Raw genomic sequence first — 24706 nt, 5'->3', positions numbered from 1 at the left:
GCCGACGATCAGGGACGCCCCGACTGCTCCTTCAAGGGCGGCCCCGCCGGGTTCGCCCGGGTCATCGCGCCCGATATGCTGATCTTCCCCGACTATGACGGCAACGGCATGTTCCGCAGCCTCGGCAACCTGACCGCCAATCCCAATGTCGGCCTGCTGTTCCTGTCGGTGGGCGAGCGCCCCCAGCGCCTGCGGGTCAATGGCGTGGCGCAAGTGCTGCACGACGACCCGCTGTTGGCGCAAATCCCCGGCGCCCAGCTCCTGGTCCGGGTGACGCCGCGCGACATCTTCCCCAACTGCCCGCGCTACATCCCGACCCTGAGCGTCACCGCCCCCTCGGTCCATGCGCCGGAGGCCGACAAGCCGGTGGTCGAGGCCGACTGGAAGGCCCACCCGATGTTCGCCGCGGTGGTTCCGCCACGGCGGGTCTGACCCCGCCGGGGCTTAAGCCCCGTCACCCTTGAGCGCCTGGGCCACCCGCCGCGCCAGGGTCGCGCCATCGAAGGGCTTCCTCAGGATCGGAACCCCCTCGATCGCCGCCTCCAGGGCGCTGGTGTCGAGATGGCCCGAGACCACCAGCAGCTTCTGGTGCGGCCGCATCTGCCGGGCCCGCCGCGCCACCTCCGCGCCGTTCAGGCCGGGCATCAGGAAGTCCAGGACGAACAGATCCGGATCGATATCGGCCAGGGCGTTGAGGGCGTCCTCGCCGTTGGCCGCCTGGAAGACCACATAACCTCGGGCCCGCAGGCTCTCCACCAGGACATCGCGAACGCTCTCGTCGTCGTCCAGCACCAGGATGCGCGCGCCGTCGCCGACAGAGGCCTCGGCCAGGACCTGCGCCTCGATGGGCGCGGAGGCGGGGGTGTGGGCCTGCGCCGCCACCGGCAGGATCAGATGCACCCGCGTGCCCCGGCCCACCTCGCTGTCGATCTTCACGTCGCCGGCCGACTGCCGCGCGAAGGCATAGACCTGGGCCAGGCCCAACCCCGTCCCCTTGCTCACCGCCTTGGTGGTGAAGAAGGGATCGAAGGCGTGTTGCAGGACCGCAGGCGCCATGCCCTGTCCCGTATCGCTGACCGTCAGGTCCACGCTGGGCGAGGGCCGGCCGTCGCGGCGGGGGTTCAGCAGGCTGGCGGTGAAGGTCAGCTCGCCGCCTTCGGGCATCGCGTCGCGGGCGTTGACCGACAGGTTCAGCAGCGCCAGTTCCAGCTGATTGCGGTCTGTGCTGACCCAGCGGGCCTCCGGCGCCACCTGAACCTTGACGGTGATCGCCGGACCCAGGGATTGGTCGAGAAGCTCCGACATGCCTTCCAGGGTGGCCACGATGTCCACCGGCTCGACCCCCAGCCGCTGGATCCGCGAGAAGGCCAGCAGGCGGGAGGTCAGCTTCGCGCCGCGCTGGGCGGCGTCCAGGGCGCCCTCCAGGTAGCGACGGTTCCTGTCCCCCGGTTCGGAGCGCCGCAGCATCAGGTCCAGGCTGCCGATGATCGCCGTCAGCAGGTTGTTGAAATCGTGCGCGATGCCCCCCGTGAGGTGGCCGACGGCCTCCATCTTCTGGGCCTGGCGCAGGCTCTCCTCCTCGCGGCGGACCTGGGCCAGGTCGCGCAGCGTGAGCCAGATCATCAGCGCCGAGAGGCCCAGACACCCGAGCGTCACCGCCACCCAGATCGCCGTGGACCAATAGCGGGCGGCGTCGAAGGGCGAGGCGGAGACCGCCACATGGGTCGACCAGCCGGTGAGGGGCGAGGTGACGTACCCGGTATAGGTCGGCACCCCCTCCAGGGTGAGGTTCCGGTAGAAACCACGGCCACCGTCGGCCACCGCCTTGCGAAGTTGGACCGACCCCGGACGCCCCACCTGATCGGCATAGTGCAGGCTTCTGGAGATGAACCGGCCAGAACGATCGACCACCCCGGCCACGACGGTGCCGTCGGGATAGCGCGGCATGGCGATCTGCTGGACGGAGGCGGGGTTGAGCTCCACCGTCAGGATGTACCGCAACCGCCCGTCGCGCAGGATCGGCGTGTGCAGGGCGACCGAATGGACGCCGGCGGCGCCCTTCTCGACGCCCCCGATCACCGGGACGTCGAAGGGCTCGCGGCCAAGGGCCAGGACATCGGCCCCGACGGGGCGGGGCGCCGCCAACGCGGGCCTGCGCATATCGAACAGTTCGAGCCCGGTGTGGGGATCGGAGAGCCGCACGGTGCGCCAGCTGCCGGTGGCGTCCATGACCTCGCGCGCGCGGCTGTGGGCGCGGGGCGCGTCGTCCTGTTTTATGGCGTCAGACGAGGCCAGCACCCGGGCCAGGTTCATCTCGCCCCGGATCTGGGTGTCCACCAGCCGCATGATTTCGTCGGCGCGGGTCCGGCTCAACGCCTCCAGTTCCAGGCGCCGCGCATTGACCCCGCCATAGAGCTGCAGGCCCGCAAGGATAAGCAGCGGCAGCATCACCGCCGCGGCGATGCTGAGGGTCTGCCGTCTGACTTGCCGCATGCTTCCCGTGCTCACCCCTCGGGCCGCGCGTGCCCCGCCGTCTCGCAGACGTAGACCGCGCCTCATGGGCGCGCGCCGTCTTGAAACCCAAACATGGATCGGGCGATGGCGTCCAGCGCCCCCTCCCCCGCCGCGGCAGGAACGCGCGACGCCATTGAAAGCTCCGCTTGCCCACCCCATCTTTTGAATCATCCGGCCGCCGTGCCGATTTCGGGCGGTTCGCCGGAGAGTCGCTTAACTCGCGAGGACTCTGATGAACCGGCCGATCGTCTTCGACTCGCCCTTTCTGCTCGGGTTCGAGCACACCCGCAGCCTCATCGAGCGCGCCGCCAAGGCCGCCGCCGAGAGCTATCCGCCCTACAATGTCGAAGAGCGGGCGGGCGGCGGCCTGCGGATCACACTTGCGGTGGCGGGCTTCACCACCGACACCCTGCAGGTGACGATGGAGGACCGCCAGCTGGTGGTGGCCGGCAAGCGCGACGAGGCCGGCAAGGCCGAGGACGCCTATCTGCACCGCGGCATCGCCGCGCGCGGCTTCATCCGCGCCTTCGTCCTCGCGGAACATGTGGAGGTGGTCGGAGCCCTGCTCGAACACGGCCTCTTACACATCGATCTCGACCGCCCCGAGCCCGACAGGCTCATCAAGCGGATCCCTATCCAGACGGCCGGCTGAACCTAGCGACCGTTACACGCGTTGCCTTTTCAAGGAGGTGGTCATGATGACGCCGAATCTTACGACTGAAGCCTTTGCCGCCCTCGGTGGCCCCGATCTCGTCTATGTCCGGCCGATCAAGGCCGCCGAGATCATCGCCTCGACCCCGGCCGCCCAGATCGAGGGCTTCAAGCTCGATCCGGACCAGACCCTCTACGCGGTCCACCGCGCCGACGGCGAACGCCTGGCGGTGATGACCGACAAGGACTCCGCCGTCGCCGCCGCCCTGGCCCACGAACTGGCCCCGGTCTCGGTGCACTAGATACAAAGGGTTCCTTCTCCCATTGCGGGGTCGACAGCGGGCGTTCGCCAAGTCGTTGGCGAACGCCATAGCCGGACATGTCCGGCCCGCTCTCGACGGTGACCCTGCGGGGCAGGGTCGGAGGAGGGGTCGCGCTACCTCCCAAGGGCGCGCTCACAGCTTGGATTCCGCGGCACGCCGCGCCAAGCTGGCGCTGTGACCGATCCAATACTCACCCGCGCTCGTGCCCTGCGGGCAAAAGCCCCGCACACAGAAGTCCGGCTTTGGGATTTGCTGCGCGGCCGCCGCTTGGACGGCCTCAAGTTCCGCCGGCAAGTCGCCATCGGCCCCTACGTCGCCGATTTCCTATGCCTCGAACGCCGTCTCGTCGTCGAGGCCGACGGTCCCCTTCACCACGCCCTGCGCGATGCTGCCCGCGATGAGTGGCTAGGCCGGCAAGGCTTCCGCGTGCTGCGGCCGACCAATGCACGCATCAACGAGCATCCGGATCTCGCGATGGACGACATCCGCAAGGCGCTGGGCGAGACGCCGCACACTCAGGGGCCGCTGGCTTATGAAGACCCTTCTCCCCTTGCGGGAGAAGGTGGCCCTGCGGAGCAGGGTCGGATGAGGGGTCGATAGCCCTATCGGGTTGGGGCGTTTGGACTGACGCGCGGAGAGGGAAGCGTGACCCCTCATCCGACCGGTCTCCGACCGGCCACCTTCTCCCGCAAGGGGAGAAGGACTCACCTAGGCCGCGCTCGAGCGGGCTTCCTGCACCAGCAGCGCGTGGATGGCGTCCGGCGTGCGGGCCTGGCGCAGCTGTTCGCGCAGGTCGGCCTGCCGCAGCAGTCGCGACACCCGGGCGAGCGTCCGCAGATGCTCGGTCGAGGCGTCGGGCGGCGCGAACAGGGCGAAGATCAGGTCCACCGGCTGGTCGTCGATGGAGTCAAAGGCGACCGGATGGTCCAGGCGCACGAAGACCGCGCGCATCCGCTGCAGGCCCTCCAGCCGGGCATGGGGCACGGCGACGCCGTAGCCGACGCCCGTGGAGCTGGCGGCTTCCCGCTCGGCCAGGGCGTCGAGGATGCTCCCCGCCTCCAGATCGAACTGGCGCGCGGCGATCTCGGAGACAACCGCCAGCACCTGGCGCTTGTTCGGGGCGCTGACACGCGGTGCGATGGCCGCGCGTTCCAGAATCTCACCAATCAACATCGTATCGTGACGCCCAAAACAAAACAGAGCCGGTCCGTGCAACGGGATCGATGCACGGACCGCGCCGGATAATCCGCACCCTAGGGGCGGGTTCCGTTCGCTCCGTTCCCGTTCAGCGATTTCGTGCGTTCGGGGTCGATCCAGCCGATATTTCCATCGGGCCGGCGGTACACCACGGACAAACCACCGTGAGCGGCGTTCCTAAACACGATTGTTTGGGATTCCGTCAAGTCCAGCTCCATGACCGCCATGGAAACGGTCATCGTCTTGATGTCCTTTTCCGTTTCCGCGATGACCATTGCGGACGGCAGCACATGGGTGTCGTGCGACGTTTCGCCCTCGTCGCCGAGGTCCCAGCCGTGCTCCTCGTCCTCGCCCTCAGGCGACTGGATGATGAAATAGGAGGCGGTTTCGGCGGCGCGGGCCGAGGCCGCGGTGGAGTGGCTTTTCAACCTCCGCTTATATCGTCGGACCCGCGTCTCGATCTTGGCCAGCGCCGCATCGAAGGCGCCGTGGGCGTCGGCGCCCAGGCCGTGACTTTGCAGCGCCTGGCCGGTGGCCAGGGTCAAGGCGCAGTCGACTCTGAAGGAATGGCCCTCTCGGCTGACGACCACGTCCGCGGCGCCGCCGCGGTCGAAGTACTTGCCGATAGAACCGGTGATTTCGTCGGTGACCCGCTCACGCAGGGCCTCCCCAACGGCGACATGCTTGCCGGATACTAAGACTTGCATGCCCCATCAACGCGCCGCTTGGGCGGGGCTGTCAAGCGCCGCCGAACCAACCCACGAGATGGTGTATCGACCCCATCACCACGCCGGCGCTGAGCACCAGAAGGGCGCCGGACGACGCCGCCAGAGCGTACCCTGCCAGGGCCAGCAGCCCGTCCCTCTGGACCATGGAAAAGGCCAGGACCGCGATGGTCAGGGCGGGCAGCAGATTGCCCAGGGGAATAGGCAGAATCAGCACGAACGACAGCAGGGTGCAGATGAGGCCGATCAGCCGGTCCCCCACCGGTCCGAACATGAACACCAGGCGCGGCCGGGAGATTTGCTCGACGCGCTCCAGCCAGGGCAGCAGCCTGTCGAACACCCGGGCCAGCTCGGCGCGGCTGAGCTTCCGGTCGTCGATGACTTTCGGCAGCCACAGGGTCTGGAAGCCGATCACCATCTGCGGCGCGATCAGCAGCAGCGGCGCCCCAAGGATGGTCGAGGAGCCCGGCGGCAACGGCAACAGGTTGGGGATGGCCAGCACGAACAGCAGGGCCGCGAAGGCGCGGCGGCCGAAACTGTCGATGATCTCCCCCAGGGTCACCTTTTCCGCGGCCCGATGGCCGAGGTCGCGGATATGGCCCGAGAGACTCAGGTGGGGCGAATACGGTCGGTCAGGCATGCGGTCTCATATCGGCGGGCGGAGTGGCAACACAACGCGTGAAGCCGAAATCGGTCGCGAGCTTTACAGCAGCGCCGGTTTTCGGCTAGGAGGCGCGCCATGCGGATCGCCGTCATTAAACGCGCCATTAAAACCACCGGGCTCTCGGGGCCTGGGGGTTCGCGCGTGCACGCCGCGTAGCAACCCCCAGCACCCCGCCGGAAGGTCGGGTGCTCATGGGTCAGCAGACTTCAAGACAGCCCGCCCTCCGGTCCAAACCGGAGAACCACCCATGTCTGTTCAACTCGAACGTCCCGCCCGCCAGCGCCTGTTCAATGTCGCCATCGTCGGGGCCACCGGCGCCGTCGGGGCCGAGCTGATCGGCTGCCTGGAGCGGCGCGGCTTTCCCGTGGCCCAGCTGAAGCTGCTGGCCTCGGCCCGATCGGCGGGCAAGACCCTGATGTTCAAGGGTCAGCCCGTGGTGGTGGAGACCCTGACCGCCGACAGCTTCGACGGCGTCGACATCGCCCTGTTCTCGGCCGGCGCCGCCATCAGCCGCGCGTTCGCCCCCATCGCCGCGGCCCGCGGCTGCGTGGTGGTCGACAATTCCTCGGCCTTCCGAATGGACGAGGCCACCCCCCTGGTGGTGCCCGAGGTCAATGGCGGCCTGCTGGCCGGCCGGCCGATGATCGTCGCCAATCCCAACTGCGTGGCGGCCATCGCGGTGATGGCGCTCGCCCCCCTGCACGCCCGCAACCCCATCGTCCGGGTGATCGGCTCCACCTACCAGTCGGCCTCGGGCGCGGGCGCGGCGGCCATGGAGGAGCTGGAGCTGTCCACCGCCGCGCGTCTGGCGGGCCAGGCCTTCACGCCGAAGGTGCTGCCGCACCCCTACGCCTTCAACGTCTTCAGCCACAACACCGCCATCGATCCCGAGACTGGCTACAACGGCGAGGAGACCAAGGTGATGGCCGAGATCCGCAAGCTGATGGGCGCTCCCGATATGCGGGTGGCCTTCACCTGTATCCGCGTGCCGGTGCTGCGCGCCCACTCCATGGCGCTTACGTTGGAGTTCGACCGTCAGATAACGGCCATGGAGGCCGAAGGGTGGCTCGCGCAGGCTCCGGGTATCCGCATCGTGAACGACAACGAAAACAACCACTTCCCCATGCCGAGCGAGGCCACCGGCATCGACGACGTGTTGGTCGGTCGCCTACGTCGTGACGCCAGCGATCCCACCGGCCGCTCCCTGTCCCTTTTCCTGGCGGGCGATCAGCTCCTCAAGGGCGCCGCCTTGAACGCCGTCCAGATCGCCGAGCAATATGCCACCTGATCCCTCCGCGGAGACCAACATGTCCTAGGCGTGCTTGAGGACCCGGCGGCGTTCCACCGAGGACGGGATGCGCATGGCCTCCCGGTACTTGGCCACGGTGCGACGGGCGATGTCGACCCCGGTTTCCTTGAGGATCTCGACGATCCGGTCGTCGGAATGCACCTCGGCCTCGGCCCGCTCAGTGTCGATAAGCTGCTTGATCCTGTGCCGCACGCTCTCCGAGGAGTGGGCCTCGCCGCCGTCCGAATTTGCGATGCCGGAGGTGAAGAAGAACTTCAGCTCGAACATGCCGCGAGGGGTGGCGATGTACTTGTTGGAGGTCACCCGGCTGACCGTCGACTCGTGCATGCCGATGGCGTCGGCGACGGTCTTCAGGTTCAGCGGGCGCAGGTGCTCGACGCCATAGGCCAGGAAGCCGTCCTGCTGGCGCACGATCTCTGAGGCGACCTTCAGGATGGTCTTGGCCCGCTGGTCGAGGCTTTTGACCAGCCAGTTGGCGCTGGCCATGCAGTCGGCCACGAACACCTTCTCCTGATCGGTCCGCGCGCCCGCCGAGACCCGGGCGTGGTAGCGCTGGTCCACCAGCAGGCGGGGCAGGGTGTCGGAGTTCAGCTCCACGTGCCACAGGCCGCCCAGGCCCTCGCGCACATAGACGTCGGGGGCCACCGGCTGGCTGGGCTCGCCGCCGAAGGCCGCGCCGGGCCGGGGCGTCAGCGCCCGCAGCTCGGAGATCATGTCCTTCAGGTCTTCGTCGTCGACCCCGCAGGCCTTGCGCAGGGCCGCCAGATCGCGCTTGGCCAGCAGGTCGAGATTGTCCAGCAGGGCCACCATGGCCGGGTCGCAGCGGTCACGTTCCTTCAGCTGCAGCATCAGGCATTCGCGCACATCGCGGGCGAAGACCCCGATCGGCTCGAACCGCTGCAGCATCCGCAGCACGTCTTCCAGGAAGGTGAGGTCGCAGCCCAGCCGCCCGGCGGTCTCGGCCATGTCCACCCGCAGGTAGCCGCCCTCGTCGACGCTATCGACCAGAACCGTGGCCGCGGCATACTCAATGCCGCCGAAGCCCGAGACCATCAGCTGGTCATAGAGGTGCTCGGCCAGGGTCTTCTCGCGGGTCAGGCGTTGTTCGAAGTCGTCTGAGTCCTCGAAGGAGCCGCCCTTGCCGGCGCGGGACCAGTCGACGGCCCCGCCCGCGTCACCGGCGCCCTCGGCGTCCCCAGTGTTGCGCTCCCCCGGCGAGGCCTCCGCCTCATGGGTGACGTCCATGTGCGCCTCGGCCGCGCCCTCGGGAATATTGTCGGAGGCGAAGTCCTCGGCGTCGCGAGGACCGGCCTCGACATCAGGTTCGGAGTCGCGTTCGTCGCGCTGGAGCAGCGGATTGCGCTCCAGTTCGCCTTCGACATAGGTCTCCAACTCCATGTTGGAGAGCTGCAACAGCTTGATGGCCTGCTGCAGCTGGGGGGTGATCACCAACCCCTGGCCTTGCCGCATCTCTAAACGCGCGCCGAGCGCCAAAATCGCCTCCTGGCCTGTTTCTTGCTGGACAGGCTAGGCGCGCAATCACGAGCGATTGGTTAACCGCGCCGCGACCTTTTGGTTAACCATGATTTTTATCCCCCATTCTGGGGGTTTCGGCGCGCAGCGCCCGACAAAGCGCGCGACGCGATCAGCCGAAGCGTTCGCCCAGATAGACGCGGCGGACTTCCGGATCGTCGACGATCTCCGACGGTGTGCCCTCGAACAGCACCTCGCCCGCATGGATGATCGCGGCGCGGTCGATGATGTCCAGGGTCTCGCGGACATTGTGGTCGGTGATCAGGATGCCGATGCCTCGGCTCTTCAGGAAGGCGATCACCTCACGGATGTCGGAGATGGCCAGGGGATCGATGCCGGCGAAGGGTTCGTCCAGCAGCATGAAGGAGGGTTCGCTGGCCAGGGCGCGGGCGATTTCAACGCGACGGCGTTCCCCGCCCGACAGCGAGATGGCCGGAGCCTTGCGCAGGTGTTCGATGTGCAGGTCGGTGAGCAGCTGGGTGACCGTGGCGCGCGCCTCGGACATGTCCTTGGCGCGCAACTCCACCACCGCCATGACGTTTTCTTCCACCGTCATGCCCCGGAAGATCGAGGTTTCCTGCGGCAGGTAGCCGACCCCCATGCGGGCACGCTGGTACATGGGCTGGGCGGTGATGTTCTCGCCGTCCAGATAGATCGCGCCGTAGTCGACGGGGATCAGGCCGGTGATCATGTAGAAGCAGGTGGTCTTGCCGGCGCCGTTGGGGCCCAGCAGGCCCACGACCTCGCCGCGGCGCAGGCTGATGGTCACGCCCTTCACCACCGGGCGGCCACGGAAGGACTTGCCGACATTATCGACCACCAGCCCTTCGCCGGCGAGACCGGGGAGAGCTTCGAAGTTTTCGGGCTTCACCCTAGCGCCGCGCGGCGGGCTGTCCCGCCTGTTGCCTGGGATAGAGCACGGTGCGAACGCGGCCGGGCTTGTTGCGCCCCTTCACGCCGCTCTTCATCTGGGCGTCCCCGGTGGCGACCTTGATCACCAGCTTGGAACCGCGCAGCACATTCTGGCCCTGGACGGCCACGACATCGCCGGTGATCGTGATGGTGTCGGCGGCCGCATCATAGACCGCCGCATCGCCGCGCACCCGCTGCTGAGGAGTGACGTAGTAGACCGAGCCGTTGGCTTCCATGCGGTCGAGCTGGTTGCCGCAGGCCGCGCCGGCCTGGCCGGTCCCGCCCGGCTTGGCCGAGGGATTGGGCTTGTAATAGATCTTCAGGATGTCGGCCCGCAGACGCACAGTGTCCTGCAGCGCCTCGGCCCCGCCGGAATAGGTGGCCAGGCACTGGGCGTTGATCACCTCCAGCTCATCGGCGGTGATGTCCACCGGGGCGTCGGAGTTCTGCGCCAGTTGCGCCGCCGCCGGACCGGCCGCGATCAACCCGCAGGCGAATGCGCCCACCGCCCACTGCTTCATTTTCGCTAGCCTGATCATGCCCATGCTACCTGGAAGCCTAGTGTGACTCGACGCGCGTGTGTACGCCGCCCTTGAACACCATGCGTTCACCCTTGTCGTACACGCCATAGGACTTCGCGATGATTTCTCCAAGCGCGCCGGCTCCCTTGATCTCGCCCGCGCCTTCGAGTTCTCCGGTCGCGGTATTGAAGATGGAGGTGGCGGTGGTGAAATTCACGTCCCCACCGTTCAATTTCACACCGCCCTCAAGATTCAGCACCCGCTTGTCCTCGCGATAGACCCCGGCCTTGGCCGAGATGCGGGTGGGCCGAGGCCCCTCCTCGTCGAGGATCAGCATGGGGGTGTCGAGCATGACCCGCTGATAGTCCTTGGGATCGCGCACCGCGGTCTTGGCCGTCAGGACAAAGGCGCGGCCCTTGTCGTCGCGGCCGAGGAAGCGGGGATTGACCAACTGGATGGGGGCGTCGGCGTCCTGGGGCTTGTCCTTGGCGCCGGCCAGGGTGCTCTGGATCACGAAGCCCACCATCACCAGCAGGATCAGGCTGATCGCCGCCGGGAGGATCAGCCTCAGCCGGTGGACCAGGCGCGACCGCTTCCGCCAGCGCTCAAAATCGGCGCTGTACGGAGTGTGGCTCTGGTCGGCGAAGGCGGCGGTCACCCGGCCCTCACATGTGGGCGAAGATGTCGACCTCTTCCCAGCCGGCCACATCGAGCAGGGCGCGGTGAGGCAGGAAGTCGAAGCAGGCGCGCGCCAGGTGGTCGCGACCCTCGCGCACCAGCATGGCGTCCAGGCGGTCGCGCAGGGCGTGCAGGTGCAGGACGTCGGAGGCCGCGTAGGCGATCTGTTCGTCACTGAGCTTGGCGGCGCCCCAGTCGGAACTCTGCTGGGCCTTGGACATGTCGATACCGGCCAGCTCCTTGGACACGTCCTTCAGGCCGTGGCGGTCGGTATAGGTCCGGGCCAGCTTCGACGCGATCTTGGTGCAGTAGACCGGGGCCGTGACCACGCCGAGGTGCAGGTAGAACATGGCGATGTCGAAGCGGCCGAAGTGGAAGATCTTCGTGACCGCCGGATCGATCATCAACGCCTTGAGATTTGGCGCGTCATAGGTGGAGCGGTCCAGCTGGACGAGATGGGCGTCGCCCTTGCCGTCCGAGATCTGCACCACGCAGAGCGGGTCGCGGCCGAGCCGCAGGCCCATGGTCTCGGAATCCACCGCGACCGAGGTCGCGCCGGCGAAGGCGCCCTTGGGTAAATCGCCGATGTGCAGATGATTCGCCAAGGTCGCCTCGCTCCGGCGCAAACTAGATCCTCTTCCATATAGGGAGAGGGATGGTGCCCAGGAAAGGACTCGAACCTTCACGGCCGTTAAGCCACTGGCACCTGAAGCCAGCGCGTCTACCAATTCCGCCACCTGGGCCCGATCCACCGGATCGCGCGAGGGGGGTTCCTTAGGGCGCCGCCTAGGCCCGGTCAACGCCCCGCTTCACCTTCCTATCAAGTCGCATTGCGGCGCGGGGTTGGTTCGTCTATCGCAAGCCCTCCAAGAGCCACTTAAATCCGGTCGAAACTCCATGCAGGATCTGGTCACCGTCTTCGGCGGTTCGGGCTTCGTCGGCGCCCAAGTCGTCCGCGCGCTCGCCAAGCAGGGCTGGCGGGTGCGGGTCGCCGTGCGCCAGCCGCATCTCGCCTACAAGATGCGCCTGCTGGGCGATGTCGGCCAGATCGAGGTGGTGCAGGCCAATATCCGCAACGAGGCCTCCATCCGCCGCGCGGTCGAGGGCGCCCATGCCGTGGTGAACGCCGTGGGCGTGCTCCACGAGACCGGCCGCCAGAAATTCCAGAGCATCCACGCCATGGGCGCACGCAACGTGGCGGCGGTTTCCAAGGCGGCAGGCGTCGCGCGCCTGGTGCAGATTTCCGCCCTCGGCGCGGACGCTCAGTCGGGTGCGAAATATGCGCGGACCAAGGCCATGGGCGAGGATGCGGTGCGCGAGGCCTTCCCCAGCGCGGTCATCGTGCGGCCGTCGGTGGTGTTCGGACCAGACGACCACTTCTTCAACAAGTTCGCCGAACTGGCGGTTATCAGCCCGGTCCTGCCGCTGATCGGCGGCGGCGAAGGCAAGCTGCAGCCGGTCTTCGTGGGCGACGTGGCCAAGGCGGTCGTCGCCTGCGTCACCGATCCCGCCTGCACTGGCCAGACCTATGAGTTGGGTGGCCCGCGGGCCTATAGCTTCCGCGAACTGATGGAGCTGGTGGTGGCCGAGACCGGCCGCAAGCGGTTCCTGGTCCCCCTGCCCTTCCCGGTCGCCGCCCTGATGGGCAAGGCCTTCGAGCTCCTGGCCCTGACGCCGTGGGCCCCGCCGCTGACCGAGGACCAGGTCGAACTGCTGAAGTCCGACAACGTGGTGTCGCGCGCCAGGCCCGGCCTGGCTGAGCTTGGGATCGAGGCCACCGCCGTCGAGGGGATCGTCCCGGCCTACCTCTACCGCTTCCGCAAGGGCGGCCAGTATGCCGACGAGGTCGAGCGGCTGACCGCCGTCGCCTGAGCGTTCGTTCCACTCCAAAGGGGAGGTGTGCGCGTGCCCGAGATCCAAGCCGCATGGCCGCGAAAGACCCGCGAACTGCATAACCATCATATGAATTCCACGGTCTGGAACGACTTCGCGTTCCGGGACGACGACGTCATCGTGGCGACCTACGCCAAGTCCGGCACCACCTGGACCCAGCAGATCGTCGGCCAGCTGATCCACGGTGGGCGCGAGGACATCGCCATGCACGAGCTGTCGCCGTGGCTGGACCTGCGCATCATGCCGCCGGAGGCCATCGCCGCCGTGGCGGCCCAGCCGCACCGGCGGGTGATGAAGACTCACCTGCCGGTGGACGCCTTGGTGTTCTCGCCGAGGGCCAAATACCTCTATATCGGCCGTGACGGACGCGACGTGCTTTGGAGCCTCCACAATCACCACGCCCACGGCAACGAGCTGTTCTTCGGCGCGCTGAACGACACGCCGGGCCGGGTGGGGCCGCCCCTGCCGCCCGCCGATCCGGACATCCGCAGCTACTTCAACACCTGGTTGGCGCAGGACGGTTATCCGTTCTGGTCGTTCTGGGACAGTATCACCAGCTGGTGGGCGATCCGTGACCTGCCCAATGTGAAGCTGGTGCACTTCGACGCCCTGAAGGCCGACCTGGCCGGCGAGATGAAGTCCATCGCCGATTTCCTGGAGGTGGATATCCCCGCCGCGCAGTGGCCCGACGTGGTGGCCCATTGCACCTTCGACTACATGAAGGCCAATGCCGAGAAGGTGGCGCCCCTGGGCGGGGCCCTGTTCGAGGGCGGCGCCTCCACCTTCATCAACAAGGGGACCAACGGCCGCTGGCGCGATGTGCTGTCGGCGCAGGAAAGCGCCGCCTATGAGGCCATGGCGCTGGAAAAGCTCGGCCCCGACTGCGCCCGCTGGCTGGCGACCGGCGCCTAAAGGCCCGCCATCCCGAGCCACACCAGGCCGCCCACGCCCACCACGATCCGCCACCAGGCGAAGGGGGCGAAGCCGTGGCGGCCGACGAAGTCCACCAGGGCGCGGACGACGATGAAGCCGACGATGAAGCTGACCGCGAAACCGAGCGCGATGATTCCCGCCTGGTCCATGCTTAGCGCGTCCTTGTTCTTGTAGAGGTCGACGGCGAAGGCGCCGGCCATGGTGGGGATGGCCAGGAAGAAGGAGAACTCGGCAGCCGCCTTCTTCTCCACTCGCATCAGCATTGAGCCGACGATGGTGGCGCCCGAGCGGGAGACGCCGGGGATCAGGGCCATGGTCTGAAAGAGGCCCACCACAAGCGAGGTCTTCCAGGTGAGCTTCATGGCGTCCTCCTCGCGTGGCGCAGGCGCCCAACGATCAACGGCCAGCAGCAGCACCCCGCCAATGACCAGCGACCAGCAGATCAGTCGGGGGCTCTCGAACAGGACCTCCTTGATCACGTCGTGCAGGGCGAGGCCCAGGACCGCGCCAGGAATGAAGGCGATCAGCACCGACAGCGCGAACCAGCGCGCCTCGGCGCTGGTGGGCAAGCCGATCAGCACCTTCCACAACTTGCCGAAATAGAGCGCCACCACCGCCAGGATGGCGCCCAACTGGATCAGCACCGCGAAGGTGTCCCAGAAGCCGCTTGGCAGGCCCAACAGTCCCTTGGTCAGCAGCAGGTGTCCCGTGGAGGAGACCGGGATGAACTCGGTCACGCCCTCGACGATGCCCAGGATGATGGCGGCGATCCAATCGGACATGCGGGCGGCTTTCGGCAAAGGATGAAGTGCAGGTAAGGGGCGTGAACAGGGTAAATTTCAGGTTCATCCCTTTTGTGGACTATTATAGCCCTGGAACGGACAACCCGTCGCTCAAACGCCAGGAATCTCCGCTATATCATCCTGTTTTTAGACTATCTTGTTTCGAGGGCATCAAAAGGCGCGTAAATGCCTGTCGCCCACGAGGGGCGGGGGACCGGCCATGGCCGAGCGAATGCTGAAGTTCACGACCGTGGAGCGGACCACGCCGGCCAAGCGGGCGGCGGGCGCGCGCGCCGGCGACTTCCACGAGATCTATGCCGACTTCATCGACGCCAAGGCCAGCGAGCAGGCCTCCCGCTGCTCCCAGTGCGGGATCCCCTTCTGTCAGACCCATTGCCCGTTGCACAACAACATCCCCGACTGGCTGCGGATGACCGCCGAAGGGCGGCTGGAGGAGGCCTACCAGCTTTCCCAGGCCACCAATTCCATGCCGGAGATCTGCGGCCGCATCTGCCCGCAGGACCGCCTGTGCGAGGGATCCTGCACCATCGAGCAGTCAGGCCACGGCACCGTCACCATTGGCGCCGTCGAGCGCTACCTGACCGACAAGGCCTGGGAGGAGGGCTGGGTCCAGCCCCTCGCCCCAGGCGCGGACCGCGGCCAGTCGGTGGGGATCATCGGGGCGGGCCCGGCCGGCCTGGCCGCCGCCGAGCGCCTGCGGGAATTGGGCTACGGCGTCACCGTCTATGACCGCCACGACCGGGCCGGCGGCCTGCTGATCTACGGCATCCCCAGCTTCAAGCTGGAGAAGGACGTGGTGATGAGGCGCACCCAGCGGCTGGCCGACGGCGGGGTCGAGTTCCGGTTGAAGTTCGAGGTCGGGGTCGACGCCACCCTCGATGACCTGCGCGACAGGCACCACAGCGTGCTGATCGCCACGGGGGTCTATGCCGATCGCGATCTTGTGGTCCCCGGCGCGGGCTCGGCGGGGGTGACGCCGGCCCTGGACTACCTGATCGCCTCGAACCGGGCGGGCCTCGGCGACGACGTGCCGTCGTTCGCCTCGGGCCAACTGCACGCCAAGGGCCGCGACGTGGTGGTGGTGGGCGGCGGCGACACGGCCATGGATTGTGTGCGGACCGCCGTGCGCCAGGGGGCCAAGTCGGTGACCTGCCTCTACCGCCGCGACCGCGCCAACATGCCGGGCTCGGCCCGCGAGGTGGCCCATGCCGAGGAGGAGGGCGTGGTCTTCGAATGGCTGGCCGCACCCCGCGCAGTGCTGGGCGAGGCCGACAGGGCTACGGGGGTCCGCGCCGCGCGCATGCGCCTGGGGGCGCCGGACGCGACCGGCCGCGCCGCCCCCGAGGAGATCGAAGGCGCCGACTTCGAATCGCCTGCCGACCTGGTGATCAAGGCGCTCGGCTTCGACCCCGAGGACCTGCCGCGGGCTTTCGCCGCTCCGGACCTGGCGGTCAGCCGCTGGGGCACGGTGAAAGCCGACTTCCGCACCTTGATGACCAACCTGCCGGGCGTGTTCGCGGCCGGCGACATCGCGCGTGGCGCCTCCCTGGTGGTCTGGGCGATCAAGGACGGTCGCGACGCCGCCGACGCCATTCACCGCTATCTGACGGAACCCGCGCTCGTCGCGGCGGAGTGAAGACCATGAGCCAATTTCCAAAGTGGGGGGCAGCCGATACGGCGCGCTTTATCTCCAACCGCCAACGCCTCATCGACGGCCACGCCTATGACCCCGACTCGGAGCGGGACGCCTGCGGCGTGGGCCTGGTCTGCGCCCTGGACGGCCAGCCTCGCCGCGAGGTGGTGGAACTGGCGATCCGGGCGCTGAAGAGCGTCTGGCACCGGGGCGCCATCGACGCCGACGGCAAGACCGGCGACGGGGCCGGCGTGCTGGTCTCGGTTCCGCAAGACTTCTTCGCCGACCAGGTGAAGCGCACGGGACACAAGCTGCGTCCCGGCCCCATCGCCGTGGGCCAGGTCTTCCTGCCGCGCAACGATCTCAACGCCCAGGAGGCGGCCCGCACCATCGTCGAGGCCGAGGCCCTGCGGTTCGGCTTCTACATCTATGGCTGGCGGCAGGTGCCGACCGACACCCGCGTCATCGGCGAAAAGGCCAGCGCCACCCGCCCCGAAATTGAGCAGATCATGCTGGCAGGCCCCACCGGCCTGGAGGGCGAGGCGCTCGAACGCGCGCTGTTTCTGTGCCGCAAGCGCATCGAGAAGCGCGTGGGCCAGGCCGGCATCCAGCAATTCTACCTGTGCTCGCTGTCGGCCCGGTCGCTGATCTACAAGGGCATGTTCCTGGCCGAGCATATCGACGCCTTCTATCCCGACCTGACCGACGAACGGTTCACGGCGGCGGTTGCGATCTTCCACCAGCGCTATTCCACCAACACCTTCCCGGAATGGCGGCTGGCCCAGCCCTTCCGGATGCTGGCGCACAATGGCGAGATCAACACCAGGAAGGGCAACCTGAACTGGATGAAGAGCCACGAGATCCGCATGGCCGCCGACGCCTTCGGCGACTTCGGGGACGATGTGAAGCCGGTGATCCAGGACCCCAGCGGCTCGGATTCCATGGCGCTGGACAACACCTTCGAGGTTCTCGTGCGGGCCGGCCGCGACGCGCCCATGGCCAAGGCCCTGCTGATCCCAGAGGCCTGGGCGCACAGGACCGACGCGCAGATCAGCCCGGCGCACAAGGCGCTCTACGCCTATTGCAACGCGGTGATGGAGCCCTGGGACGGGCCCGCCGCGATCTGCGCCACCGACGGCCGCTGGGTGGGGGCCGGCAAGGACCGCAACGGCCTGAGGCCCCTGCGGGTGACCTATACCGACGACGGGCTGCTGATCATGGGCTCGGAGGCCGGCATGTGCCGGGTCGAAGAGGCCCGCATCGTGCGCAAGGCCCACATCCAGCCCGGCCGCATGGTGGCTGTCGATCTGCTTGAAGGCCGCCTCTACGAGGAGGACGAAATCATCGACCGCCTGGCCGCCCAGCATCCCTACGACCAGTGGCTGGGCAACATGGTGGACCTGGAGGCGCAGATCGCGCCGGGCCCCGAGCCCCGCGCCTATGGCCGCGAGGAGCTGACGCGCCGCCAGGCCGCAGCCGGGATGAGCCTGGAGGACCTGGAGCTGCTGCTGGCCCCGATGATCGAGGACGGCAAGGAGGCGGTGGGGTCCATGGGGGACGACGCGCCGCTGGCGGTGCTGAGCAACCAGTACCGGCCACTCTCTCACTTCTTCCGGCAGAACTTCAGCCAGGTCACCAATCCGCCGATCGATTCGCTTCGCGAGACCGGTGTCATGAGCCTGAAGACCCGGTTCAAGAACCTCGGCAACATTCTGGCCCAGGACGAGGCCCAGACCGACGTCTTCGTGCTGGAAAGCCCGGTCCTCACAACCGGCATGTACCAACGGATCATGGGCTTCATCGGCGAGACGTCGGTGGCCAGCATCGACTGCACCATGTCGATCCCGGCCGATGAAGCGCGGCCCGGCGACGCGCTGCGGGCCAATCTCGACCGCATCCGCGCCGAGGCCGAGGACGCCGCCCTGCGCGGCTGCGCCACCATCGTGCTGACCGACGAGGCCTCTGGGCCGGGGCGGGTCGGCCTGCCGATGATCCTTGCCACGGGCGGGGTCCACGCCTGGCTGGTGGCCAAGGGTCTGCGCTCCTACGTCTCGATCATCGTGCGGTCCGCGGAGTGCCTGGACACCCACTATTTCGCGGTTCTGGTGGGGGGCGGCGCCACGGCGGTGAACGCCTATCTGGCCCAGGAGAGCTTCCAGGACCGACTGGAACGTGGCCTGGCCGGAGACCTGACGCTCCACGACGTCTGCCGGAACTTCAAGCACGCCATCGAGGGCGGCCTGCTGAAGATCATCGCCAAGATGGGGATCGCGGTGATCTCCTCCTATCGCGGCGGCTACAACTTCGAGGCCGTGGGCCTGTCCCGCGCCCTGGTGGCCGAGTTCTTCCCCGGCATGCCCTCGCGCATCTCCGGCATCGGCCTGGCGGGGCTAGAGGCGAAGGCTGTGGAAGCACATCGCCGCGCCTGGGACCTTGGCGCCGTCAGCCTGCCGGTGGGCGGGCTCTACAAGGCGCGCGCCGCCGGCGAGAGCCACGCCTTCGAGGCGCGCATGATCCACACCCTGCAGGCGGCCTGCAACACCGGCGACTATGCCGCCTACCAGCGGTTCTCGGCGGGGATGCGCACCCAGCCCACCATCCAACTGCGCGACCTGCTGGACTGGCGGAGCGGGCAGCGGCCTGTGGCCCTGGACGAGGTGGAAAGCGTCAACGAGATCAGGAAGCGCTTCCTGACGCCCGGCATGAGCATGGGGGCGCTGAGCCCCGAGGCGCACGGGGTGCTGAACATCGCCATGAACCGGATCGGGGCCAAGAGCGTCTCCGGCGAGGGCGGTGAGGACTCGGCCCGCTACAAGCCCCTGCCCAACGGCGACAACCCCAACTCGGCGGTCAAGCAGATCGCCTCGGGACGGTTCGGCGTGACGGCGGAATATCTCAACCAGTGCCGCGAGATCGAGATCAAGGTCAGCCAGGGCGCCAAGCCCGGCGAGGGCGGGCAACTGCCCGGCTTCAAGGTGACGGAGCTGATCGCGCGGCTGCGACACGCGACGCCCGGCGTCATGCTCATCAGCCCGCCGCCGCACCACGACATCTATTCCATCGAGGACCTGGCCCAGCTCATCTACGACCTGAAGCAGATCAACCCCACGGCGCGGGTCTGCGTGAAGCTGGTGGCCATGACCGGCATCGGGGCGATCGCTGCGGGTGTCGCCAAGGCCAAGGCCGATGTGATCCTGATCTCCGGCAATGTCGGCGGCACCGGGGCCTCGCCCCAGACCTCCATCAAGTACGCCGGCGGGCCCTGGGAGATGGGGCTCAGCGAAGCCAACCAGGTCCTGACCCTGAACAATCTGCGCCACTCGGTGCGGCTACGGGCCGACGGCGGCATGCGGACCGGGCGCGACGTGGTGATCGCCGCCATGTTGGGTGCGGAAGAATTCGGGATTGGAACAGCGAGCCTGATCGCCATGGGCTGCATCATGGTGCGCCAGTGCCATTCCAACACCTGCCCAGTGGGGGTCTGCACCCAGGACGAGGCCCTACGGGAGAAGTTCAGCGGCAGCCCAGAGAAGGTGATCAACCTCTTCACCTTCATCGCCGAGGAGGTGCGCGAGATTCTCGCCTCGCTGGGCTTCAAGTCGATTCAGGAGATCGTCGGCCGTACCGACCTGCTGCAGCAGGTCTCCCGCGGCGGCGAGCATCTGGACGACCTCGACCTCAACCCGCTGCTGGTGATGGCCGATCCGGGGGCGAACCCGCGCTATTGCGTGGTGGAGGGCCGCAATGAGGTGCCCGACACCCTGGACGCTCAGATCGTCCGTGACGCCGCGCCCCTGCTGGAGCGGGGCGAGAAGATGCAACTGACCTATACGGTGCGGAACACGGCGCGCGCCATCGGCTCGCGGACCTCGTCGCACATCGTGCGGCGGTTCGGGATGACCGGCTTGCCCGCCGGGCACCTCACCGTGCAGCTCAAGGGTTCAGCGGGGCAGAGCCTGGGAGCCTTCGCGGTCCAAGGCCTGCGCATCGAGCTGACCGGGGAGGCCAACGACTATGTCGGCAAGGGCCTTTCGGGGGCGACCATCATCCTGCGCCCGTCACCGCACCTGGCTGCGCCGGAAGCCAACGCCATCCTCGGCAACACCGTGCTTTATGGGGCGACCTCGGGACGGCTGTTCGCGGCGGGTCTGGCGGGGGAACGGTTCGGGGTGAGGAACTCCGGGGCCGTGACGGTGGTGGAGGGCTGCGGCGCCAACGGTCTGGAATACATGACCGGCGGACGGGCGGTGATCCTGGGGCCGGTAGGCTTCAACTTCGCCGCCGGCATGACCGGCGGCATGGCCTATGTGCTCGACCTGCACGACCGCTTCCTGACCCACCTCAATACCGACAGCGTGGTGGTGCAGCGGATCGGGACCCGGGCCTGGGAGGCCGAGCTGCGGGACCTGGTGGAAGAGCATGCCCGGGAGACCGGGTCGGTGTACGCCACCGGCATCCTGCGCGACTGGGACCGGCTCCTGGGCAAGTTCTGGCAGGTCGTGCCCAAGGAGATGGTCCACCGCCTCGACAAGCCGCTGGCCGAGGAAGAGGCGGTGCATCACCGGGCGTGAGGGCCAAAGGTCAGCTCCTCCTCGCCCCTTTAGGGGGAGAGGAGGTGGGGCGGCGCAGCTCTAGGACACCTCGACCCCCACATACCTAGCCCGCGGCCGGATCAGCGCCCCGGTCTGGCCCTGTTCGATGGCGTGGGCGATCCAGCCGGCGCAACGGGCGGTGGCAAAGAGGGCGAAGGGGGCGTCCGTGGGCAGCTTGAGGGCGTCGGACATGGCCACCAGGGCGAAGTCGATATTGGGCTGCAGGCCGGTGATGTCCTCCGCGGCGGCGCGCAGGCTGGCCATCTCCGGCGTGAGCGTGAAACGGTCCAGCAGGGCGGCGGCGCGGGGGTCGCGGTCGGGATAGAGCTGATGGCCGAAGCCCGGCAGCAGCCGGTCCTCGGCCAGACGTGCGGCGATCACAGTGCGGACGCCGCCCTGCGCAGCTTCGGCCGCGAAGCCCCGGATCGCCGCCGGCGCCCCGCCGTGGCGCGGGCCTGAAAGGGTGGCGAGACCCGCCAGGGCGGCGGCGGCCAGGGACGCCCCGGTGGATGCGGCCACCCGGGCGGCGAAGGCCGAGGGGTTGAGTTCGTGGTCGGCCAACAGCACCAGAACCCGGCGCACCAGGTCAGCGCCCGGCCCTCCGGGACCGAGCCCCCAGGCGAAGGCCAGGCGGTTATGGATCGCCCCGCCGCCCACCTCGCCGGCGATGGCGTCGGTGAGCACGTCCAGCAGAGTCGCGGCCTCAACAGCCAGGGCCAGAGGATGACGGCCGAGGGCCGGCGCATCCACTCCGGCGCGGGCGGCCAGGGCCAGGAAGGCGCGGCCGGTCATGTCCGCCCCCTCCGGCGGCTGGGGCCGGTCGGTACGCTTCAGAGCCGCGCCGTGACCGCCCCGCAGCAGACGGGCGACGGATTCGAGCGTCTCGGTCTCCGCCAGTTCGACGGCGTCGCGGCCGCGATAGAATAGCCGGCCCTGGGAAATGGTGGTGATGGCCGAGACCAGGACCGGCTCGCCCCAGGCGATGGCGCCGGCCGCCACCTCCGAGGCCTTGCGGCTGCGGGTCTTGCGCAGAACCAGCGCCGTGATGTCCGCCGACCGATAGAGGCTGCGGCGTGGATCGCGAGGGTCGATCCGGGTCTGGACCCGGCCCCGGCTGACATAGGCGTACAGGGTCTGCGGCCGGACGCCGAGCCGCTCGCGGGCCTCGTCGGCGCCGATCCAGTCGTTGGTCTTGGTTTGCGGCATCACATATTGATTATGTTGATCAAGATTGACGGGCTTAGCTTGGCGGCAAATATCGCCCTTAGCAAGTTTGCAAAAGGAGCCCTCCCATGTCGGACGGACTTGAAGACGTCGTCGCCGCCCACACCGTGATGTCCGACGTGGACGGCGCGGCCGGTCGGTTGATCATTCGCGGCCGGTCGCTGGACGAGCTGGCGGGCCGCACCAGCTTCGAGGAGGTCACCCGCCTGCTCTGGGACGGGTTCTTCGACCACCTGCCCGCCGACCTGGCCGGCCCCCTGGCCGCCGCCCGGGCCGAGGTGTTCGCCGAGGTGTCGGCCATGGATACCGGTATCCTGGCGCTTTCCCCCATCGAGGCGATGCGGGCGTTGACCGCCCGGCTGTCGGACGGAGACGACCTGGCTGTGGCCCTGCGCCTGCTGGCTGCGCCGGCCGTTTTCACCGCCGCCGTGGTGCGGGGCCAGGCCGGCGAGGCGCCGATCGCGCCAGACACCTCGCTCGGCCACGCCGCCGATATCCTGCGCATGCTGGGCAAGGCGCCTGACCCGGCGCAGGCCGAAGCCCTGGACTCCTATCTGGTGACGGTGAGCGACCACGGGCTGAACGCCTCGACCTTCGCCGCCCGAGTGGTGGCCTCGACACGGGCCGGGCTGGGCTCAGCGGTGCTGGCCGGGATCAGCGCCCTGAAGGGTCCGCTGCACGGCGGGGCGCCGGGGCCGATCATCGACATGCTGGACGGTATCGGCGGCACGGAGAACGCCCGGCCCTGGATCGAGGCGGCGCTGGCCCGCGGCGACCGGCTGATGGGCTTCGGCCACCGGGTCTACCGGGTCCGCGACCCCCGCGCCGACGCCCTGAAGGGGGCCATCCGCCGGATGGGCGCCCGGGCCGGGCGACTGGAATTCGCCGAGGCTGTGGAGCGCGCAGTGCTGGAGATCCTCAAGGCCCACAAGCCCGACCGGAGCCTGGACACGAATGTGGAGTTCTACACCGCCCTGCTGCTGGAGGCCCTGGCCTTCCCGCCGTCGGCCTTCACCTGCGTCTTCGCCATGGGCCGTACCGCAGGCTGGATCGCCCATGCCCGCGAGCAGTTGGCCGGCGGCCGCCTGATCCGGCCACAGTCGGTCTATGTGGGGCCGACGCCCAAGGTCGCCGCCTGATCTGAGAGTCGTTTGCGCTGGGGTGAGGCGCGGAGCCGCACTAGATAGGCGTCATGCGCTCCGCCCCAGGCCTCGACCCCAAGACCGCCGCCGCCCTCACCCGGCGCATCACCCTGCTGTCGGTGGCGACGGCCGGCGTGCTGGTGGTGATCAAGACCGCGGTCTGGCTGATCTCCGGCTCTGTGGCCTTGCTGGCCTCGGCGGCGGACTCGGGATTGGATTTGATCGCCAGCCTGGTGACCTTCTACGCCGTCCGCTACGCCCAGGCCCCGCCGGACGCCGAGCACCGGTTCGGACACGGCAAGGCCGAGGCCTTCGCCAGCCTGGTGCAGGCGGGCCTGGTCTTCGCCTCCGCCGCCCTGATCGGCCAGGAAGCGATCACCCACATCCTGCATCCCACCCCGGTGGCCAACGAGGGTTGGGCGGTGGCGGTGATGGCGATCTCCACGGCTCTGACCGTGCTGCTGATCCTCGCCCAAGGCCGGGTGTTGAAGCAGACAAGCTCGGTGGCGGTTTCCGGCGACCGCGCCCACTACCTCACCGACGTGGCCTCCAACCTGATCGCCCTGGCCGGCATCGGCGCCGCGGCATGGCTGGGTTGGCATAGCCTGGACGCCATCGCCGGCCTGATGGTCGCGGCCCTGCTGTTGTGGGCCGCCATCGGCGTGTTCCGCGAGGCTTCGGGCCAGCTGATGGACCACGAACTGCCCGAGGCCGACCGCGCGCGGATCATCGAGCTGGTGAGCGCGGACCCGCGCCTGAGCGACGTCCACCAACTGCGCACCCGGACCTCGGGCCCCTTCATCCACATGCAGATGCACGTGGATATCGACCCGGCCCTGACCCTGGAGGCCGCCCACCATCTGATCGTCGAGGCTGAGGGCCGCATCCTGGCGGAATTCCCGCACGCCGACATCCTGATCCACGCCGATCCCCGCGGCCGCGCCGAGCCGCACGGTGGGGCGTTTGCGGAGCCGGCGCAGTAAACGCGCCCTTAACGCCACCTATGGTAGGCCGCTCCAGTCCCCATGACCGACCGCATCCTGCACCATTTCCCCCTCGATCCCGCCTCGCGCCAGGTGCGTCTGGCGCTGGGGGAAAAGCGCCTGGCCTTCACGGAACAGACGGTGCGCTACTGGGAGCGGCCCAAGGAGTTGGTGAGCCTGAACGCCTCGGGCCTGACGCCCGTGTTGACCGAGGGCGACCTGGTGCTCTGCGAGAGCCGCGCGATTCTCGATCATCTGGAAGAGACCTATCCCGAACCCGCCCTGCTGGGCCGCGAACCCGGCGAACGGGCCGAGGCCAGGCGCCTGCTGCAATGGTTCGACCGCAAGTTCGACAACGAGGTCAACGGCTTCCTGCTGCACGAGAAGATGGAAAAGCGCCTGCTGCGGCTGGGCGCGCCGGACCTGTCGTCGCTGCGCCGGGGCCGTGAGGCCCTGCGCCATCATCTGGCCTATGT

Annotated in this window: 23 protein-coding genes and 1 tRNA gene; 12 read left to right on the top strand and 12 right to left on the bottom strand. The window is 68.3% G+C overall.

Annotation, left to right across the window (positions count from 1 at the left end; genetic code table 11):
- The coding region (locus AAC997_RS06480; protein ID WP_340644870.1) for a pyridoxamine 5'-phosphate oxidase family protein at positions 1-432 on the top strand (432 nt) is incomplete at its 5' end.
- A 12-nt stretch (positions 433-444) separates the two neighbouring features.
- On the opposite strand, the gene AAC997_RS06475 is transcribed toward AAC997_RS06480, so the two are convergent.
- A complete protein-coding gene (locus tag AAC997_RS06475; protein ID WP_340644869.1) occupies positions 445-2493 on the bottom strand; it encodes an ATP-binding protein in 2049 nt (682 codons plus the stop codon).
- Between the two features lie 253 nt (positions 2494-2746).
- On the opposite strand from AAC997_RS06475, the gene AAC997_RS06470 reads away from it, so the two are divergent.
- From AAC997_RS06470 to AAC997_RS06460, 3 genes are all read left to right on the top strand, one after another.
- On the top strand, positions 2747-3166 hold the full coding sequence (locus tag AAC997_RS06470) for an Hsp20 family protein (protein ID WP_340644868.1): 420 nt from the start codon (positions 2747-2749) through the stop codon (positions 3164-3166).
- 46 nt (positions 3167-3212) lie between these two features.
- The gene (locus tag AAC997_RS06465) at positions 3213-3467 is read left to right on the top strand and encodes a DUF1150 domain-containing protein (RefSeq protein WP_340644871.1); all 255 of its coding nucleotides are present in this window, start codon (positions 3213-3215) and stop codon (positions 3465-3467) included.
- A gap of 195 nt (positions 3468-3662) precedes the next feature.
- A complete protein-coding gene (locus tag AAC997_RS06460; RefSeq protein WP_340644867.1) occupies positions 3663-4088 on the top strand; it encodes a DUF559 domain-containing protein in 426 nt (141 codons plus the stop codon).
- A 108-nt stretch (positions 4089-4196) separates the two neighbouring features.
- Here the strand turns inward: AAC997_RS06460 and AAC997_RS06455 are convergent, their stop codons facing one another.
- The 3 genes from AAC997_RS06455 to AAC997_RS06445 form a co-directional block, all read right to left on the bottom strand.
- Positions 4197-4661: a PTS sugar transporter subunit IIA gene (locus AAC997_RS06455; protein WP_340644866.1), complete on the bottom strand. Its 465-nt coding sequence runs from the start codon at positions 4659-4661 to the stop codon at positions 4197-4199.
- 80 nt (positions 4662-4741) lie between these two features.
- Complete coding sequence (raiA, locus tag AAC997_RS06450; protein WP_340644865.1) at positions 4742-5392, bottom strand: ribosome-associated translation inhibitor RaiA; 651 nt, start codon at positions 5390-5392, stop codon at positions 4742-4744.
- Between the two features lie 31 nt (positions 5393-5423).
- Positions 5424-6050 carry an exopolysaccharide biosynthesis protein gene (locus tag AAC997_RS06445; protein WP_340644864.1) on the bottom strand — a complete coding sequence of 209 codons (627 nt, stop codon included), beginning with the start codon at positions 6048-6050 and terminating at the stop codon, positions 5424-5426.
- A gap of 271 nt (positions 6051-6321) precedes the next feature.
- Here AAC997_RS06445 and AAC997_RS06440 point away from each other — a divergent pair, with 271 nt between their 5' ends.
- On the top strand, positions 6322-7362 hold the full coding sequence (locus AAC997_RS06440) for an aspartate-semialdehyde dehydrogenase (protein ID WP_340644863.1): 1041 nt from the start codon (positions 6322-6324) through the stop codon (positions 7360-7362).
- A 24-nt stretch (positions 7363-7386) separates the two neighbouring features.
- On the opposite strand, the gene rpoN is transcribed toward AAC997_RS06440, so the two are convergent.
- From rpoN to AAC997_RS06410, 6 genes are all read right to left on the bottom strand, one after another.
- A complete protein-coding gene (rpoN, locus tag AAC997_RS06435) occupies positions 7387-8877 on the bottom strand; it encodes an RNA polymerase factor sigma-54 (protein ID WP_340644862.1) in 1491 nt (496 codons plus the stop codon).
- Between the two features lie 151 nt (positions 8878-9028).
- The gene (gene lptB / locus AAC997_RS06430; protein ID WP_340644861.1) at positions 9029-9787 is read right to left on the bottom strand and encodes an LPS export ABC transporter ATP-binding protein; all 759 of its coding nucleotides are present in this window, start codon (positions 9785-9787) and stop codon (positions 9029-9031) included.
- A 1-nt stretch (position 9788) separates the two neighbouring features.
- Positions 9789-10349: an LptA/OstA family protein gene (locus tag AAC997_RS06425; RefSeq protein WP_340644860.1), complete on the bottom strand. Its 561-nt coding sequence runs from the start codon at positions 10347-10349 to the stop codon at positions 9789-9791.
- A gap of 37 nt (positions 10350-10386) precedes the next feature.
- Positions 10387-11007, bottom strand: a complete 621-nt coding sequence (gene lptC, locus AAC997_RS06420; protein WP_340644859.1) for an LPS export ABC transporter periplasmic protein LptC — start codon at positions 11005-11007, stop codon at positions 10387-10389.
- 7 nt (positions 11008-11014) lie between these two features.
- Complete coding sequence (locus AAC997_RS06415) at positions 11015-11632, bottom strand: ribonuclease D (protein ID WP_340644858.1); 618 nt, start codon at positions 11630-11632, stop codon at positions 11015-11017.
- A 51-nt stretch (positions 11633-11683) separates the two neighbouring features.
- Positions 11684-11770 (bottom strand) — tRNA-Leu (locus AAC997_RS06410).
- Positions 11771-11924: 154 nt separating this feature from the next.
- Here AAC997_RS06410 and AAC997_RS06405 point away from each other — a divergent pair.
- Positions 11925-12899, top strand: coding sequence for a complex I NDUFA9 subunit family protein (locus tag AAC997_RS06405; RefSeq protein WP_340644857.1), 975 nt, complete (start codon positions 11925-11927; stop codon positions 12897-12899).
- A 33-nt stretch (positions 12900-12932) separates the two neighbouring features.
- Positions 12933-13832 carry a sulfotransferase domain-containing protein gene (locus AAC997_RS06400; protein ID WP_340644856.1) on the top strand — a complete coding sequence of 300 codons (900 nt, stop codon included), beginning with the start codon at positions 12933-12935 and terminating at the stop codon, positions 13830-13832.
- Here AAC997_RS06400 and AAC997_RS06395 read toward each other — a convergent pair.
- Positions 13829-14635 (bottom strand): undecaprenyl-diphosphate phosphatase, encoded by an 807-nt coding sequence (locus AAC997_RS06395; RefSeq protein WP_340644855.1) that lies wholly within the window; start codon positions 14633-14635, stop codon positions 13829-13831. The two genes, AAC997_RS06400 and AAC997_RS06395, sit on opposite strands and share 4 nt — an antisense overlap.
- A 220-nt stretch (positions 14636-14855) precedes the next feature.
- Here AAC997_RS06395 and AAC997_RS06390 point away from each other — a divergent pair, with 220 nt between their 5' ends.
- Positions 14856-16292: an NAD(P)-dependent oxidoreductase gene (locus AAC997_RS06390; RefSeq protein ID WP_340644854.1), complete on the top strand. Its 1437-nt coding sequence runs from the start codon at positions 14856-14858 to the stop codon at positions 16290-16292.
- Positions 16293-16297: 5 nt separating this feature from the next.
- The gene (gltB, locus tag AAC997_RS06385; RefSeq protein ID WP_340644853.1) at positions 16298-20860 is read left to right on the top strand and encodes a glutamate synthase large subunit; all 4563 of its coding nucleotides are present in this window, start codon (positions 16298-16300) and stop codon (positions 20858-20860) included.
- A gap of 60 nt (positions 20861-20920) precedes the next feature.
- Here the strand turns inward: gltB and AAC997_RS06380 are convergent, their stop codons facing one another.
- Entirely contained in the window at positions 20921-22087 is a 1167-nt protein-coding gene (locus AAC997_RS06380; RefSeq protein ID WP_340644852.1) for a citrate synthase, read from the bottom strand.
- An 86-nt stretch (positions 22088-22173) separates the two neighbouring features.
- On the opposite strand from AAC997_RS06380, the gene AAC997_RS06375 reads away from it, so the two are divergent.
- The 3 genes from AAC997_RS06375 to AAC997_RS06365 all read left to right on the top strand — a co-directional run.
- Positions 22174-23244: a citrate synthase/methylcitrate synthase gene (locus AAC997_RS06375; RefSeq protein WP_340644851.1), complete on the top strand. Its 1071-nt coding sequence runs from the start codon at positions 22174-22176 to the stop codon at positions 23242-23244.
- A gap of 53 nt (positions 23245-23297) precedes the next feature.
- The gene (locus AAC997_RS06370) at positions 23298-24230 is read left to right on the top strand and encodes a cation diffusion facilitator family transporter (protein ID WP_340644850.1); all 933 of its coding nucleotides are present in this window, start codon (positions 23298-23300) and stop codon (positions 24228-24230) included.
- A 42-nt stretch (positions 24231-24272) separates the two neighbouring features.
- Positions 24273-24706, top strand: a 434-nt coding sequence (locus tag AAC997_RS06365) for a glutathione S-transferase family protein (RefSeq protein WP_340644849.1), incomplete at its 3' end; no start/stop codon positions are given.

Source organism: Phenylobacterium sp., assembly GCF_037968635.1.
Classification (GTDB): Bacteria; Pseudomonadota; Alphaproteobacteria; order Caulobacterales; family Caulobacteraceae; genus Phenylobacterium.
The sequence above is the reverse complement of the archived record's forward strand: the minus strand, read 5'-3'. Positions and strand labels throughout refer to the sequence as shown.

Excerpts from the sequence above, each read along its gene's own strand:
- AAC997_RS06475 (WP_340644869.1), bottom strand. The coding sequence starts at position 2,493 with ATGCGGCAAGTCAGACGGCAGACCCTCAGCATCGCCGCGGCGGTGATG.
- AAC997_RS06470 (WP_340644868.1), top strand. The coding sequence starts at position 2,747 with ATGAACCGGCCGATCGTCTTCGACTCGCCCTTTCTGCTCGGGTTCGAG.
- AAC997_RS06465 (WP_340644871.1), top strand. The coding sequence starts at position 3,213 with ATGACGCCGAATCTTACGACTGAAGCCTTTGCCGCCCTCGGTGGCCCC.
- AAC997_RS06455 (WP_340644866.1), bottom strand. The coding sequence starts at position 4,661 with ATGTTGATTGGTGAGATTCTGGAACGCGCGGCCATCGCACCGCGTGTC.
- raiA (WP_340644865.1), bottom strand. The coding sequence starts at position 5,392 with ATGCAAGTCTTAGTATCCGGCAAGCATGTCGCCGTTGGGGAGGCCCTG.
- AAC997_RS06445 (WP_340644864.1), bottom strand. The coding sequence starts at position 6,050 with ATGCCTGACCGACCGTATTCGCCCCACCTGAGTCTCTCGGGCCATATC.
- AAC997_RS06440 (WP_340644863.1), top strand. The coding sequence starts at position 6,322 with ATGTCTGTTCAACTCGAACGTCCCGCCCGCCAGCGCCTGTTCAATGTC.
- AAC997_RS06425 (WP_340644860.1), bottom strand. The coding sequence starts at position 10,349 with ATGAAGCAGTGGGCGGTGGGCGCATTCGCCTGCGGGTTGATCGCGGCC.
- AAC997_RS06405 (WP_340644857.1), top strand. The coding sequence starts at position 11,925 with ATGCAGGATCTGGTCACCGTCTTCGGCGGTTCGGGCTTCGTCGGCGCC.
- AAC997_RS06395 (WP_340644855.1), bottom strand. The coding sequence starts at position 14,635 with ATGTCCGATTGGATCGCCGCCATCATCCTGGGCATCGTCGAGGGCGTG.
- AAC997_RS06390 (WP_340644854.1), top strand. The coding sequence starts at position 14,856 with ATGGCCGAGCGAATGCTGAAGTTCACGACCGTGGAGCGGACCACGCCG.
- gltB (WP_340644853.1), top strand. The coding sequence starts at position 16,298 with ATGAGCCAATTTCCAAAGTGGGGGGCAGCCGATACGGCGCGCTTTATC.
- AAC997_RS06380 (WP_340644852.1), bottom strand. The coding sequence starts at position 22,087 with ATGCCGCAAACCAAGACCAACGACTGGATCGGCGCCGACGAGGCCCGC.
- AAC997_RS06375 (WP_340644851.1), top strand. The coding sequence starts at position 22,174 with ATGTCGGACGGACTTGAAGACGTCGTCGCCGCCCACACCGTGATGTCC.
- AAC997_RS06370 (WP_340644850.1), top strand. The coding sequence starts at position 23,298 with ATGCGCTCCGCCCCAGGCCTCGACCCCAAGACCGCCGCCGCCCTCACC.